At 61.7% G+C, this 15,204-nt stretch carries 8 protein-coding genes; 4 read left to right on the top strand and 4 right to left on the bottom strand.

Going from position 1 to position 15,204, the window contains the following annotated elements; translation table 11 throughout:
• Positions 1-39: 39 nt before the first annotated feature.
• Positions 40-1,353, bottom strand: coding sequence for a short-chain fatty acyl-CoA regulator family protein (locus tag HMPREF2559_RS07700; RefSeq protein WP_066510885.1), 1,314 nt, complete (start codon positions 1,351-1,353; stop codon positions 40-42).
• A 221-nt stretch (positions 1,354-1,574) separates the two neighbouring features.
• On the opposite strand from HMPREF2559_RS07700, the gene HMPREF2559_RS07695 reads away from it, so the two are divergent.
• From HMPREF2559_RS07695 to HMPREF2559_RS07680, 4 genes are all read left to right on the top strand, one after another.
• A complete protein-coding gene (locus HMPREF2559_RS07695; protein ID WP_070540182.1) occupies positions 1,575-3,098 on the top strand; it encodes an MmgE/PrpD family protein in 1,524 nt (507 codons plus the stop codon).
• A gap of 1 nt (position 3,099) precedes the next feature.
• Entirely contained in the window at positions 3,100-4,029 is a 930-nt protein-coding gene (gene prpB, locus HMPREF2559_RS07690; protein ID WP_066485079.1) for a methylisocitrate lyase, read from the top strand.
• Between the two features lie 192 nt (positions 4,030-4,221).
• Positions 4,222-5,373: a bifunctional 2-methylcitrate synthase/citrate synthase gene (locus tag HMPREF2559_RS07685; RefSeq protein WP_066485081.1), complete on the top strand. Its 1,152-nt coding sequence runs from the start codon at positions 4,222-4,224 to the stop codon at positions 5,371-5,373.
• 316 nt (positions 5,374-5,689) lie between these two features.
• Entirely contained in the window at positions 5,690-9,121 is a 3,432-nt protein-coding gene (locus HMPREF2559_RS07680) for a pyruvate carboxylase (RefSeq protein WP_070540180.1), read from the top strand.
• 186 nt (positions 9,122-9,307) lie between these two features.
• On the opposite strand, the gene HMPREF2559_RS07675 is transcribed toward HMPREF2559_RS07680, so the two are convergent.
• The 3 genes from HMPREF2559_RS07675 to HMPREF2559_RS07665 all read right to left on the bottom strand — a co-directional run bounded on the left by HMPREF2559_RS07675 (position 9,308) and on the right by HMPREF2559_RS07665 (position 15,174).
• Complete coding sequence (locus HMPREF2559_RS07675) at positions 9,308-12,124, bottom strand: class I SAM-dependent DNA methyltransferase (protein WP_070540177.1); 2,817 nt, start codon at positions 12,122-12,124, stop codon at positions 9,308-9,310.
• A 239-nt stretch (positions 12,125-12,363) separates the two neighbouring features.
• Positions 12,364-14,142, bottom strand: coding sequence for an acetyl/propionyl/methylcrotonyl-CoA carboxylase subunit alpha (locus HMPREF2559_RS07670; protein ID WP_066485091.1), 1,779 nt, complete (start codon positions 14,140-14,142; stop codon positions 12,364-12,366).
• A gap of 174 nt (positions 14,143-14,316) precedes the next feature.
• Positions 14,317-15,174: a sulfurtransferase gene (locus HMPREF2559_RS07665; RefSeq protein WP_066485097.1), complete on the bottom strand. Its 858-nt coding sequence runs from the start codon at positions 15,172-15,174 to the stop codon at positions 14,317-14,319.
• Positions 15,175-15,204: the final 30 nt, after the last annotated feature.

The raw sequence follows: 15,204 nt of genomic DNA, 5'->3' as shown, positions 1-15,204 counted from the left end.
GGCATCGGCAAGCTGGCGCAAGCGTGTCGAGCCTGCGCCTTAAATGGTGTCGTACGCCTGGTCCGCCGTGGTATTGAGATTCAGGCGGATGGTGCGGCCCAGCTGCGGGAAGGCGCGCTGCGGGCAGTCGGTACGCGGGCAAGCGAGACAGCCGGGGCCGATAGGCGTGGCGGCGGAGGGGGAGAGGTTGAGGGCGTCCGCGTAAACAAGCCGATCGGCCTGCGTGATGTCGCAGCCAAGCCCCACTACGAACTCCTTGCGCGGGGTGCCGAAGGATTTGGCGGGACCCTGGACGTGCCGGGCAATCCAGAGGTAGGTGTGGCCATCGGGCATGGAGGCGACCTGGCGGGTGATGCGGTTGGGGGTCTCGAAGGCGCGGTGGACGACCCAGAGCGGGCACGTGCCGCCGGAGCGGGCGAAGTGGAAACTCGTGGAGGACTGGCGTTTGGAGATATTGCCGGCGCGGTCTGTGCGAATGAAGGAGAAGGGCACACCCGTGTTGCCGGGGCGCTGGAGAGTGGACAGGCGCTGGGCAGTGGTCTCGAATCCGGTGCCGAAGTCACCGGCGAGCATGTCAATGTCGTAGCGGGATTCCTCTGCCTTGGCGAGGAACTCGTTATATGGCATGGTCACCGCGGCGCCGAAGTACTGGCCGAGGCCCAGCCTGCCGATGTCGCGCGCGACGCCTTCGGGCAACTCGGAGACGAGGTTGTCGCAGAGGTCTTGATAGGCGAGCAGGCAGTACTGGAGCGACATTTCGAACACGAGCTGGGCCTCGGTGAGCCCGCCGCGCAGATTGAGCTCGCGGCGGACCGGATCGAATTCGCGGCGAGGGCCGGTGCGGCCAAAGCGCACCGAGACGCCGAGTTCCTCTTCGAGGAGCGAGGCAAGGCGAGCCCGACGGAAAACGCGCTGGCCAAGCTGGCCGGCGAGTTCCTCCGCGAGAACATCGAGTTCATGGATGTAGTTGTGCGCGTTATAGAAAAACTCGCGGACGGCTTCGAAGGGGCCTTCTTGCTCGCGGGGGACGAGGGCGGCGGCGCGGGTGAGTCCCGGCATGAGCTCAGGAAACCGGCCGGCGAGGTCTGCCAATGTGTCTTCTTCCGCGCCGGGGAAGAGGAGGCGCAGCTCCGTGATGGCATGCAAATCTTTTTCTGTGGAGAAGTAGCTGGGGTCCACATTAAAGCGCTGCGATAGCTGCATGAGCACGGTCACAGTGAGTGGCCGTTGGTCGTTTTCGAGCTGGTTGAGGTAGCTCGTGGATAGCCCCAAAGTCTTGGCCATGGCGACTTGCGTCAGCCCGCGTTGCTTGCGGAGCGCGTGGATTCGTGCCCCCGCGTAGTGCTTGCTCATGGATGGTGCTCCTTCAGATCTGCGTCCTGGCTGCGAGTTTTACAGCTTTTACAGAGTATGCATAATAATGCCACAAATTTACGCAAAGGTCACTTGTGGCCTAGGGCACGTCGAAAAAAGTAATGTGATTGCTATCGCAACAACGCGGTGCCACAGTGCGTCGCTCGCTTTCCTTGCGATGCACTCCACGCTTCCACACTTAAAAAGGAGTTTAAATTCCGGTGATTAATCACGAAGTACGCACCCACAAGTCCGCCGAGGATTTCCCGATTGAGGAGCACCTCGCCTACAAGATCGCCAAGGTTGCCGCGGACAAGGTCGAGGTTCCGGCCGACACCAAGGACATGATCATCAACCGCATCATCGACAACGCCTCCGTTGCTATGGCGTCCGTCGTCCGCGGCCCGGTCACCTCCGCCCGCGTCATGGCTCAGTCGCATCCTCATTCTTCGGATGCGAGCGGCAACGGGTCCACCGTCTTCGGTGTTGATGGTAAGTACTCCGCCGAGTGGGCCGCACTCGCCAACGGCACCGCCGTCCGCGAGCTCGACTACCACGACACCTTCCTCGCCGCCGAGTACTCCCACCCGGGCGACAACATCCCGCCGATCCTTGCCGTCGCACAGCACAAGGGCCTCACCGGCAAGGAACTCATCCGCGGTATCGCTACCGGCTACGAGATCCAGGTCGACCTCGTCAAGGGCATGTGCCTTCACGAGTGGAAGATTGACCACGTCGCTCACCTCGGCCCGTCCGTCGCCGCTGGTATCGGTACCATGCTGAACCTCGATGTCGACACCATCTACCAGGCCATCGGCCAGGCTCTCCACACCACCACCGCGACCCGCCAGTCCCGCAAGGGCCTGATTTCCTCCTGGAAGGCCTCCGCTCCGGCATTCGCCGGCAAGATGGCCATCGAGGCTGTCGACCGCGCGATGCGCGGCGAGGGCGCCCCGGCTCCCATCTGGGAAGGTGAGGACGGCTTCATCGCATGGATGCTGCACTCCCCGGAGCGCACCTACACCATCCCGCTGCCGGCCGAGGGCGAAGAAAAGCGCGCCATCCTCGACACCTACACCAAGGAGCACTCCGCGGAGTACCAGGCACAGGCCCAGATCGACATGGCCTTCGCGCTGAAGAAGCGCCTCGCCGAGGAGGGCCGCGACCTGGCGGACATCGAGTCCATCGTCCTCCACACCTCGCACCACACCCATTACGTCATCGGTACCGGTGCGAACGACCCGCAGAAGATGGACCCGGACGCATCGCGCGAGACGCTCGACCACTCCATCATGTACATCTTCGCCGTTGCCCTCGAGGACGGCGACTGGGACTACGAGCACTCCTACTCCGACGAGCGCAAGCACCGCCCGGAGACCATCGAGCTGTGGCACAAGATCTCCACCGTCGAGGATCCTGAGTGGACCCGCCGCTACCACTCCAACGACCTTTCCGAGAAGGCGTTCGGCGGCAAGGCCGTCATCACCTTCAAGGACGGCACCGTTATCGAGGACGAGCGCGCCGTCGCTGATGCTCACCCGCTCGGCGCCCGTCCGTTCGGCCGCGAGGAGTACATCAACAAGTTCAAGAAGCTGGCCGCAGGCAAGGTCTCCGAGGAAGAGCAGGAGCGCTTCCTCGCCGCCGTCCAGGACCTCGAGAACCTCACCGACCTGAACGAGCTCAACGTCCATGTCACCCCGGACCACCTCGCGAAGGCCCCCAAGAAGCCGGAAGGAATTTTCTAACATGGCTGGACTGTTTGGTTCTACCAAGACCAACGCCGAGAAGCGCGCGGAGTTCCGCGCCTCCCTGGAGGGGCCGGGTTTGACCCGCCTCCCGGGTGCCTTCAACCCGCTCACCGCGCGTCTTATCCAGGACATCGGCGGCTTCGAAGGCGTCTACATTTCGGGCGCCGTCCTCGCTAACGACCTGGGCCTGCCGGACATCGGCCTCACCACTCTCACTGAGGTCGCCCACCGCTCCGGCCAGATTGCTCGCGCCACCGACCTGCCGGTCCTCGTCGACGCTGACACCGGCTTCGGTGAGCCGATGTCCTCGGCTCGCACGGTGGTGGCCCTTGAGGACGCTGGCCTCGCCGGCATGCACCTTGAGGACCAGGTCAACCCGAAGCGGTGTGGCCACCTCGACGGCAAGGAAGTTGTCCCGACCGACCTCATGGTCCGCCGCATCTCCGCCGCGGTCAACGAGCGCCGCGACCCCAACTTCATCATCTGCGCCCGTACGGACGCCGCCGGCATCCACGGCATCGACGACGCCATCGAACGCGCTAAGGCCTACGCCGACGCTGGAGCCGACATGATCTTCACCGAGGCCCTCTATTCCAAGGAGGACTTCGAGAAGTTCCGCGCCGCTGTCGATACCCCGCTCCTGGCGAACATGACGGAGTTCGGCAAGACCGAGCTGCTGTCCGCCAAGGAAATCGAGGACCTGGGCTACAACGCTGTCATCTGGCCGGTGTCCACCTTCCGTGTCGCCATGGGCGCCACCGAAGAGTTCCTCCGCTTCATGGAGAAAGAGGGCAACCAGACTGAGTGGCTCGAGCGCATGCAGCACCGTTCTCGCCTGTACGAACTTGTTCGCTACAACGAGTACAACGCTTTCGACCAGGCGGTGTTCACCTACTCCAAGGACTCCTACAAGCCGACCTTCGAGTAAAACCCCGGCTCCTGCCGACCGGCGCTTCGCCGGTATGACGAGCTACTGCGTTCGAAGCGCGGAACCCCGTGCCTCGAGCGCACAGCGGCGAACCTTCTTGGAACGTCGTTCCTTCAATCCAAGTAAAAGAACCGCGCCACGGTTCGTGGCGTCTTTCGTCCCACACACTTTTCCAAGCACAAGGAGAACACAATGTCTGAGAACACCCCCGAAATCCGCAAGGGCCTGTACGGCGTCGTCGTTGACGAGACCGCCGTCTCCAAGGTCGTCCCGGAGACCAACTCCCTGACCTACCGTGGTTACCCCGTTCAGGAGCTGGCACGCTACTGCTCCTTCGAAGAGGTTGCCTACCTTTTGTGGAACGGCGAGCTTCCGACTCAGGAGGAGCTCATCCGCTTCTCTGCACGTGAGAAGGCTCTGCGCCACCTGGACCGCCACCTTATCGACCTCATCATGTCGATGCCGCTGTCCTGCCACCCGATGGACGTCCTGCGCACCGCCATCTCCTTCATCGGCGCTCAGGATCCGGAGGCCTACACCAAGAACTCCGAGCACATCCGTCGTACCGCTCTCGAGCTGATGGCCAAGATCCCGACCATCATCGCGCTCGACATCCGTCGTCGCCGCGGTGAAGGCTACATCCAGCCGTCGCGTAAGAAGGGCTTTGCCGAGAACTTCCTGTGGATGGTCTTCGGTGAGGAAGAGGGCTCCCCGGCCAACTCCCGCGCCGACATCGAGGCCTTCGACAAGTCGCTCATCCTCTACGCTGAGCACTCCTTCAACGCCTCCACCTTCACCGCGCGCGTCATCACCTCCACGATGTCCGACACCTACTCCGCAGTCGTCGGTGCTATCGGCGCCCTCAAGGGCCCGCTGCACGGTGGTGCGAACGAGGCCGTCATGCACAACTTCATTGAGGTTGGCGACCCGGCGAAGACCGAAGAGTGGACCCTCAACAAGCTCAAGAACAAGGAGCTCGTGATGGGCTTCGGTCACCGCGTCTACAAGAACGGTGACTCCCGCGTTCCGACCATGGAGGCCGCTTTCCGCGAGCTGGCCAAGGAGCACGGCCAGGAGCAGTGGGTGGAGATGTACGAAATCATGGCAAAGACCATGTACGACAACACCTCCATCAAGATTCAGCCGAACCTCGATTTCCCGACGGGCCCGGCGTACCACATCCTGGGCTTCGACATCGAGTTCTTCACCCCGATCTTCGTGATGTCCCGTATCACCGGTTGGACCGCACACATCGTGGAGCAGAACGAGAACAACTCGCTCATCCGCCCGCTGTCTGCCTACAACGGTGAGGCTCAGCGCTCCGTTCCGCCGAAGCAGTTCTAATCGCCGCCTGTGGCGCCGGGGTATTCCTGGCGTCACCCCGGAGGGAACGACGTTTCCTATGACCTATCTGTAACGGAACCCCCTACACTCCTCCGTTGCCCCTGAATTTCCCCGGCCGGCGCCAGACTTTATACGTCGGGCGTCCGGCCTTCGGGACGTTTTACCCCCCTTTAGTACCAATAGTGTGGGATCGTGTTCGCATCGTGCATCACGCACTACTAATCTGAGATGTGGATCACCCGTGCTGGCATTAGTTTTCTGAACTACCTCGTAGCAACGTGAACCAATGACCACAATCCGAAAGGAACCTACTGCAGTGTCTGCCACCGCGTTACCGACGTTCAACAAGGTGCTTGTAGCCAACCGCGGCGAAATTGCTGTCCGTGCCTTCCGTGCCGCTTTCGAAATTGGCGCGAAGACCGTTGCAATTTACCCACGTGAGGATCGCAACTCCTTCCACCGTGCATTCGCCAACGAAGCCGTTCGCATTGGCGCCGAGGGTGCCCCGGTGAAGGCCTACCTCGATATCGATGAGGTGATTCGTGCCGCCAAGAAGTCGGGCGCGGATGCCATCTATCCGGGTTACGGCTTCCTCTCTGAGCGCGCGGACCTTGCCCGTGCCTGCAACGAGGCCGGAATCAAGTTCATTGGACCCACTCCGGAGACCCTGGACCTCACCGGCGATAAGGCCGCTGCGGTGCACGCCGCTCAGGAGGCGGGCCTGCCGACCTTGAAGGACTCCGAGCCGTCCACTGACGTGGACAAGCTCGTCGAGTACTCCAAGGACTTCACCTACCCGCTGTTCGTCAAGGCAGTCGCAGGCGGCGGCGGACGCGGCATGCGTTTCATCGAGAACGAGTCTGAGCTGCGCGAGAAGTGCGCGGAGGCCTCCCGCGAGGCCGAGGCTGCCTTCGGCGACGGTCACGTCTACCTTGAGACCGCCGTGATTAAGCCGCAGCACATCGAGGTCCAGATCCTCGCCGATAGCCAGGGCAACGTCATCCACCTCTTCGAACGTGACTGCTCCGTGCAGCGTCGTCACCAGAAGGTCGTGGAGATCGCTCCGGCTCCGACGCTGGATCCGGAACTGCGTGACCGCATCTGTGCGGACGCCGTGAAGTTCTGCCAGCACATCAACTACGAGGGCGCTGGCACTGTCGAGTTCCTCGTGGACGAGCGCGGCAACCACGTCTTCATCGAGATGAACCCCCGTGTCCAGGTCGAGCACACCGTTACCGAGGAAATCACCGGTGTCGACATCGTGAAGTCGCAGATGCACATCGCTGCGGGCGCGTCCCTCGAGCAGCTTGGTCTGCACCAGGAGGATATCCACATCACCGGCGCGGCCCTGCAGTGCCGTATTACGACTGAAGACCCGAACAACGGTTTCCGCCCGGATACCGGCACCCTGACCACGTACCGCTCTCCGGGTGGTGCGGGCGTGCGTCTCGATGGCGCGACTGCCGTCGGCGCCGAGATTTCCCCGAACTTCGACTCCCTGCTGGTGAAGATGACCTGCCGTGGCGTCACTTTCAAGCAGGCTGTCGCCCGTGCACAGCGCGCCCTCAACGAGTTCACCGTCGCCGGCGTTGCCACCAACATCGGCTTCCTGCGCGCCCTGTTGCGCGAGCCGGACTTCACCGAGACCCGCGTCGACACCAGCTTTATCGCGTCCCACCCGGACCTGCTCAAGGCTCCGCCGGCTGTGGACGAGTCCGGCCGTATCATCGACTACATCGCGGACGTCACCGTGAACAAGCCGAATGGCACGCGTCCGACCGCGCTTCGTCCGTTCGACAAGCTCCCAGAATTCGATCGCAACTCTGAGCTGCCGCGTGGTTCTCGTGACGATCTGCTTGAGCTGGGTCCGAAGGCTTGGGCAGAAAAGATCCGCAATCAGCAGGCTCTCGGCGTTACGGACACGACATTCCGTGACGCGCACCAGTCGCTGCTCGCCACCCGTGTGCGCGGTACTGACCTCGTCTCCGCCGCGGAGGCCGTGGCCCGCATGACCCCGTCCCTCTACTCGGTGGAGGCGTGGGGCGGAGCGACCTACGATGTCGCGATGCGCTTCCTCAAGGAGGACCCGTGGGTTCGCCTTGACCTGCTGCGTGAGGCCATGCCGAACCAGAATATTCAGATGTTGCTGCGCGGCCGCAATACGGTTGGCTACTCGCCGTACTCGGACAAGGTGTGCCACGCCTTTGTGGACGAAGCCGCCAAGTCTGGTGTCGATATCTTCCGTATCTTCGACGCCCTCAACGATGTGAGCCAGATGCGTCCGGCTATCGAGGCTGTCCTTGAGAATGACAAGTCCGTGGCTGAGGTTGCCATGGCGTACTCCGGCGATATGTGCTCTCCGAATGAGAAGCTCTACACGCTGGATTACTACCTCAAGCTCGCCGAGGAAATCGTGGGCACGGGTGCACACGTGCTGGCTATCAAGGACATGGCGGGCCTGCTGCGTCCGGAGTCTGCCTCCAAGCTGGTCATGGCACTGCGCAAGGAATTCGACCTGCCGGTGCACGTCCACACCCACGACACTGCGGGTGGCCAGATGGCGACCTACTACGCGGCGGCGCTGTCCGGTGCCGATGTCGTCGACGGTGCCTCCGCTCCGTTGGCCGGTACCACGTCGCAGCCGTCCCTGTCTGCTATTGTCGCGGCATTCTCCAACTCCGCGCGTGACACTGGCCTCGACCTCAAGGCCGTCTCCGACCTGGAGCCGTACTGGGAGGCCGTCCGCCAGCTCTACAAGCCGTTCGAGAAGGGTATTCCTGGCCCGACTGGCCGCGTGTACCGCCACGAGATCCCGGGCGGTCAGCTGTCCAACCTGCGCGCTCAGGCGACCGCTCTGGGCCTCGAGGACCGCTTCGAGGTCATCGAGGACACCTACGCCGCCGTCAACGAGATGCTCGGCCGTCCGACCAAGGTCACCCCGTCTTCCAAGGTCGTGGGCGACCTCGCCCTGCAGCTTGTGGGCGCTGGCGTGGACCCGGCCGAGTTCGAAGCTAACCCGTCCAAGTACGACATCCCGGACTCCGTCATCGCCTTCCTGCGTGGCGAACTCGGTACTCCTCCGGGCGGCTGGCCGGAGCTGCGCGACCGTGTCCTCGAAGGCCGTACCCCGGGCGAAGTCACGGTCAAGGAGGTCCCAGAGGAGGAGCTGCCGCACCTCAACTCGGATAACTCCCAGGAGCGCCGTGACTCCCTCAACCGCCTGCTCTTCCCGAAGCAGTTCGAGGAGTTCAACGAGTTCCGCCGCAAGTACGGCAACACGGAAGCTCTGACGGACACCGTGTTCCTCTACGGTCTGGAAGAAGGCCACGAGTACGTGGTTCACTACTTCGCTGAAGGTTCCAACGACCGCGCTGACCTCAAGCCGATTACTGTGCGCCTCGATGCACTCGGCGAGGCCGACGAGAAGGGTATGCGCAACGTTGTCCTGACGGTCAACGGTCAGATTCGCCCGATGAAGGTCCGCGACAATAACGTCGAATCCACCGTCGCCTCCGTCGAGAAGGCCGACCCGAGCAACGAGGGCCACGTCGCCGCTCCGTTCGCTGGTGTGGTTAACCCGACCGTTTCTGCGGGCGACGAGGTCAAGGCCGGTGACCAGGTAGCCGTCATCGAGGCCATGAAGATGGAAGCCTCCATCTCCGCGACCAAGGATGGCGTCATCGAGCGTGTCGCCATTGGCAAGGCCACCAAGGTAGAGGGCGGCGACCTCATTGCCGTCATTAAGTAATACCAGGTAGCTCACCCAGCGTACAGCCCATCGAACCTGCAGGTCCGGTGGGCTGTCATCATGGCGCAGGAGGCTGCCGATGCCGCCTAAATCCCTTCAGCACACAGTGCGAGTCGTCTTTGGCCCGCGTTAAAACTGCGCTTTTGACTATAGCTGTCCGGCGTTGGGTGAGACTTTCTTTTCCTGCTAGGAAGCCTTTTCAGCTTTCTCTACGGCTTGCGAGTAGAGCTTGAATAGGTGCTCCACGATGGTCTTTTCTTCGCAACCGGGTTCTAGACCATAGGCACGCTCGACAGCTGCATCCAGTGCCGCGTGAGCCTTAGTGAGCTCGGGGTACATCCAGTCGTTGTCGGGGTCATACATTTGCGCGATGGTCGAGTCTGGGTACTGGGCTCGTGCGTCGAGCACGGCCTGGCCGAGCTGGGCAATTTCTGCTTCCTGTTCGGGCGTGACATCTGGCCAGATGAGGTTGTTATAAGTGTCCTTGCTTGAATACTGGTAGTCCGACTTCAAGCGGCCACTGGTGGTCCTCATCCACGCGTTATGTACGCGAGAATGGATAAATGCGAATACATATAGGGAACCATCTGCGATTAGCCGTACGGCGTTGCTCGCGAACTCGCCGGGTTGGAGGAACCCAACAGGTATGTATTTCCTGCGCTCTGATGAAGTCTGTGGCAAGAGAATGGTAGTAGTCGTTGGGATATTCTCGACATGGAATCTCTTAGGGCGAGCTGCGAGCTTCCGTGTGCCAGCGCTGGAACTTTGTTCGCGGTAATCTCGAACGGCCTTTATACGTTCCTTGACGAGGGGCAGTCTATTCAGCTCGGCTGTCGAAGCTTCTCCGACCCATAGCACCCAGCGCTCAATGCCTTGGATGAACTCGCGGGACCCGTACCAGCGGTGAAAGAATGGATCGGACTTTGGTTCAGCTCTTAAGAACTGGTCCTTCTCCTCCTGTGTGAACAGATAATTACCACCGTCAATCGGTTTGTTACCAATCCCCATACTGGGTACATCTGAGAGCGGCTTAGACCGGCTCCATACGAAGACCTCGGGCGCGTCTTTGAGGTAAGCGTTTAGTTGTTTCGGGTGGCTTATTTCAGGCTCGCCCGTCACGGTGGGGTAGTGGAAGAGTGTCTTTGGTCCTCCGAGCTTGGAGAAGCCGACAATGACGCAGTAGACGGCTGCTTGGTCTGCTGCGCCGTTGGTCCATTTGAACGTGTCGTGTGCGAAGTCGATGCGGATGCCCATGTCCCAGATACGGCTCCATACGTTGGCGACTTGCTCACCTTGGCAGATGCTGTTGGTTGAGACAAAGGCTGCGCGGATGTCGTGGTTGCCTAAGTACTTGGCGGCTTTGGCGTACCAGCCGCCTACGTAGTCGATGTTGCCCAGGTTCTTCGTCGCACCGATGGACTTGAACGTGGCCTGTAGCTCGGCCTTTTGCTCCTTGGACTGGTTGCGCGCGCCCAAAAACGGTGGGTTTCCAATAACGAAGCTGCACTGGTCCGGTTCAAGGACGTCTGCCCAGTCGAGCTGTAGCGCGTTGCCAAGCATGATGTTCGCAGAGTCGCGCAGCGGAAGGTTATCGATGTTTGCTGAGGTGAGAATCTCGGTCTCCGCGTCGGCTTGTAGCTTGGCAATCCAAAGCGCAGTCTGCGCGACCGATACCGCGAAGTCGTTGATCTCAATGCCGTAGAACTGGCTAATATGCACCTTGATCTGTGAGGACTCACCGCCAAAATCGAGCGCGGTCTGGTCATTCGCTAACTCAGAGAGCACCTTGTTTTCCAAGCGGCGCAGACTGATATAGGTCTCAGTGAGGAAGTTGCCCGAACCACAAGCAGGGTCGAAAAAGGTCAGGCTGGCAAGTTTATCGTGGTAGCGCTTGAGGTTGTTGCGCCGTTTGACTGCACCCACACCCGGCTCATTGATGATGTCTGTCAGCTCATCGGTCAACGCATCCAAAAACAGCGGGTCAATGACCTTGTGAATGTTCTCAGGACTGGTGTAGTGCATACCCCCTTGGTGACGAGTTTCAGGATTGAGTGTGGACTCAAAGACACCACCGAAGATCGTTGGGCTAATGTGCGACCAGTCCGTATCCGCCGACAGCTCGGTAATGAGCAGCTCGCGAATTTCGTCTGTGAAGTTAGGGATCTCAACATCTGTGCCTGTGAACAGGCCACCGTTGACGTAGGGCATGACCGCAAGTGCCTGCTCATCATACGGGTCACGCTGGTCTAACGGTGTATCGAGCTGGATAAACAGGCGCTTGAGGGCGAGACGCAACGCGGACGCATTGAAAGGGGCTAAGTAGTTCAACACCGCGTTCTTCGGGAAGATGCCCGCGTCCTCGGCAAACAGGCAGAACACCAAGCGCACACACAACACGTTGAGTGCATGCTGGGATGCGGCAGAATCCGGGTCAACGTACTGCTCGCGCAGCAGCTTGTAGAGCTTGCCGATAAGCTCGCCAGCTTGCAGTGATGCCTTCTGCTCGCGTCGGGCACGTTGCGCCTGCGGGTTGACCAGGAAGTCGAGAAGATGCAGCTGCTCGGGCAGCTCTTCAAGCTTGAAGGACTCATACTCGGTTTCTGGAAAGTCATCATCAAGATGATGAATGCGGAACTCACCGAAGTTACAGATGACAATGTAGTCCGGGCGCTTGGAGTTACGCTGCTGGTCCGCATAGCGCTTAGCCTGCTGGTACGGCGTCACCATCGTGCCCTGGCGCGGCTCCGGCTTGTCCATGTCGATGCCGAGCGACTTCTGCTCAATGAACGTCTTCGCATCGGGGACCACAACATCAATCCAGCCTGCGCCAGAGGTACGAGACTCAAAATGCAACGCCGTGGTCTGATTTCCCATCCCCAGCACCTCGGAGCACAAATCAATCCAAAACTGTTGGGTATCTGACTTTTCAGCACCCCGGTCTTTCCACCGCGAAGCGAAATCTCTAGCAGCAGCAACACGCTGCGCATGTGTCATCTCAGCCATGTAGGCAATTGTCTCATGCGCACGACAGACACAAGGCCGAAACACCGAATCTGTGCGAGGGACGGGTGGGCGGTGTCAAGTGCGATTGCGCAGAGTTGCAGAAATGATTCTGCCGCCGCGTGCAGGGGAGCAAGCGGCGGCAGAGGTGGTGGCAACGAGGCACTGGCAAGCGATGCCCCGGCATGCTGCGGGCTTGGGCGAGGGGGCATCGGCAAGCGATGCCGCCAGGGCAGGATGTTCTATTTGATGTCGAGGATGGGCTCGCCCTTGTTGATCTGGGTGCCGTTCTCGACCTTGAGGTCCTTTACGGTGCCAGACTTGTGGGCCTTGACGGGGTTTTCCATCTTCATGGCCTCGAGGACTACGACGACGTCGCCTTCATTGACCTCGGCGCCTTCTTCGACGTTGACCTTGATGACGGTGCCCTGCATGGGCGCTGCTACGGTATCGCCGGAGACGGCTGCCTTGGCGCCGCCACCGCGACGCTTCTTCGTCTTCTTACGTCCGCCGGTGTTGCCGAAGAAGAGATTGCCCGGCAGGGCGACCTCGACGCGGCGTCCGCCGATTTCGACGACGAACTTCTGGCCGGGTTCGTTGTCTTCTGCCGACGCGCCAGCGTCGGCGTCCGGATCTGTGTACGGCGGCAGGCCGTTGACCCACTCTTCCTCGATCCACTTGGTGTAGACGCCGAAGGAGCCGTCTTCTGCGGTAAACGCGGGGTCCTCGACGATGGCGCGGTCGAAGGGGATGACGGTGGGCAGGCCGGTGACGGTGTACTCGGCCAGGGCACGGCGGGCGCGCTGCAGGGCCTGCTCGCGGTCCTCGCCCCAGACGATGAGCTTGGCGAGCATGGAGTCGAAGTTGCCGCCCACGACGGTGCCGGCTTGGACGCCGGAGTCGACGCGCACGCCGGGACCGGCGGGCTCGGAGTACTGGACGATGGTGCCCGGTGCCGGGATGAAGCCCGCGGCAGCGTCCTCGCCGTTGATGCGGAACTCAAAGGCGTGGCCGCGCGGAGCGGGATCCTCGGTGATCTCCAGTGGCAGGCCCTCGGCGATACGGAACTGCTGGCGCACGAGGTCGAAGCCGGTGGTCTCCTCGGTGACCGGGTGCTCGACCTGCAGACGGGTATTGACCTCAAGGAAGGAGATGAGACCGTCGGAGCCGACGAGGTACTCGACGGTGCCGGCGCCGTAGTAGCCAGCCTCGCGGCAGATGCGCTTGGCAGACTCGTGGATGGTGGCGCGCTGCTCATCGGTGAGGAACGGGGCTGGGGCCTCCTCGACGAGCTTTTGGAAGCGGCGCTGCAGGGAGCAGTCGCGAGTACCCATGACGATGACGTTGCCGTGCTGGTCGGCGAGGACCTGGGCCTCGACGTGGCGGGCCTTGTCGAGGTAGCGCTCGACGAAGCACTCGCCGCGGCCGAAGGCGGCGGTGGCTTCACGGGTGGCAGACTCGAAGAGCTCGGCGACCTCGTCGCGCTCGTAGGCGACCTTCATGCCGCGTCCGCCGCCGCCGAAGGCGGCCTTGATGGCGATGGGCAGGCCGTGCTGGTCAGCGAAGGCCTCGACCTCGGCGGCGTCCTTGACCGGGTCCGGGGTGCCTGGAGCCATGGGGGCATCGGCACGCTCCGCAATGTGGCGGGCCGTCACCTTGTCGCCGAGATCGGCGATGGACTGCGGGGAGGGGCCAATCCAGATGAGGCCGGCGTCGAGGACGGCCTGGGCGAACTCGGCGTTCTCGGAGAGGAAGCCGTAGCCCGGGTGGATGGCGTTGGCGCCGGACTTCGCGGCGGCGTCGAGAATCTTGGCAATGTCGAGGTACGACTCGGCAGAGGTCTGACCGCCCAAGGCGAAGGCCTCGTCAGCGAGTGCGACGAACGGGGCGTCCGCGTCCGGCTCGGCGTAGACGGCGACAGAGGCAATTCCAGCGTCGCGTGCGGCACGGATGACGCGCACGGCGATCTCACCGCGGTTGGCGATGAGCACCTTGGTGATCTTCTTGGTTTCAACAGTCACGGCTTATTTAAAACCTTCCTAGTTTGTTTGTGCTCGGACTATTATCGCACACAAAAACATGAGTGATCCGTCAGGTTTCTAGAAATTTGATCGACAAAGCCCTTACCTGCACTTTTGTCGCGGTTAAAGACGGTGCGGCGTGTCGGTAAGGGCTCGTTCGGTGGTGTGAAGGGTTTAGCGCTCGATGGGCATGCGGATCATGTTGCCCCACTCGGCCCAGGAGCCGTCATAATTGCGGACCTTCTCAAATCCCAAGAGGAACTTGAGGACGAACCACGTGTGGGCTGCCTGGCTACCGAGGTGCGAATAGAGGATGGTGTCCTTCTTTGGATCGAGTTCCGCGTAGGCCTCGTCGAGCGAGGCGCGTGAGCGGAAGGCGCCGTTGGAATGCACGGCGAGTGACCACGGCAGGTTGACGGCGCCCGGGATGTGGCCGTGGCGGATGGTCGTGCCGTAGGAAGAATCGCCCTTGGGGGAGAACTCCGTGGCGATGCCTTGGTACTCCTCGGTGGGGCGAGTGTCGACGAGGGAAGCGTCGCCCAATTCGGCGACGAAGGCGCGGTGGTCCGCGTCGTCGCGTTCGGTGACGGGGTACTCGGACTCCGGGTGCTCCGGGACGGCGTAGGAGGTATCGCGTTCCTCGTTCATCCAGGCGTCACGGCCGCCGTCGAGGAGGCGGACGTCTGGGTGGCCGTAGAGTTCGAAGACCCACAGGGCGTAGGTGGCCCACCAGTTGTTCTTGTCGCCGTAGACGACGATGGTGTCGTCGCGGTGAATGCCCTTGGAGCGCATGAGTGCTGCGAAATCCTCGGGGCCGATGATGTCGCGGGTGAGCTTGTCCAGCAGATCCGTGTGGAAGTTGATGCGTGTGGCCGTGGGGATGTGGCCGATGTCGTAGAGGAGGTTGTCTTCATCGACCTCAATGACGCGCAAGCCAGGAATGCCCAAGCGGGCGGACAGCCACGGCGCGGAAACCATGCGTGAAGGAACGGCGTAGTCCTGGAACGACGGATTTGGGTCGGTCTCAATCATGGTCCTGGTGGCCTTTCTGTTGATTCAGGA

The organism is Corynebacterium sp. HMSC072G08 (assembly GCF_001809185.1).
GTDB classification, from domain to species: Bacteria; Actinomycetota; Actinomycetes; order Mycobacteriales; family Mycobacteriaceae; genus Corynebacterium; species Corynebacterium phoceense.
This window is presented reverse-complemented; position numbering and strand designations above follow the sequence as displayed.

Coding starts and splice junctions, on each gene's coding strand:
- HMPREF2559_RS07665 (WP_066485097.1), bottom strand. CDS start 15,174: ATGATTGAGACCGACCCAAATCCGTCGTTCCAGGACTACGCCGTTCCT.
- HMPREF2559_RS07700 (WP_066510885.1), bottom strand. CDS start 1,353: ATGAGCAAGCACTACGCGGGGGCACGAATCCACGCGCTCCGCAAGCAA.
- HMPREF2559_RS07685 (WP_066485081.1), top strand. CDS start 4,222: ATGTCTGAGAACACCCCCGAAATCCGCAAGGGCCTGTACGGCGTCGTC.
- prpB (WP_066485079.1), top strand. CDS start 3,100: ATGGCTGGACTGTTTGGTTCTACCAAGACCAACGCCGAGAAGCGCGCG.
- HMPREF2559_RS07675 (WP_070540177.1), bottom strand. CDS start 12,124: ATGGCTGAGATGACACATGCGCAGCGTGTTGCTGCTGCTAGAGATTTC.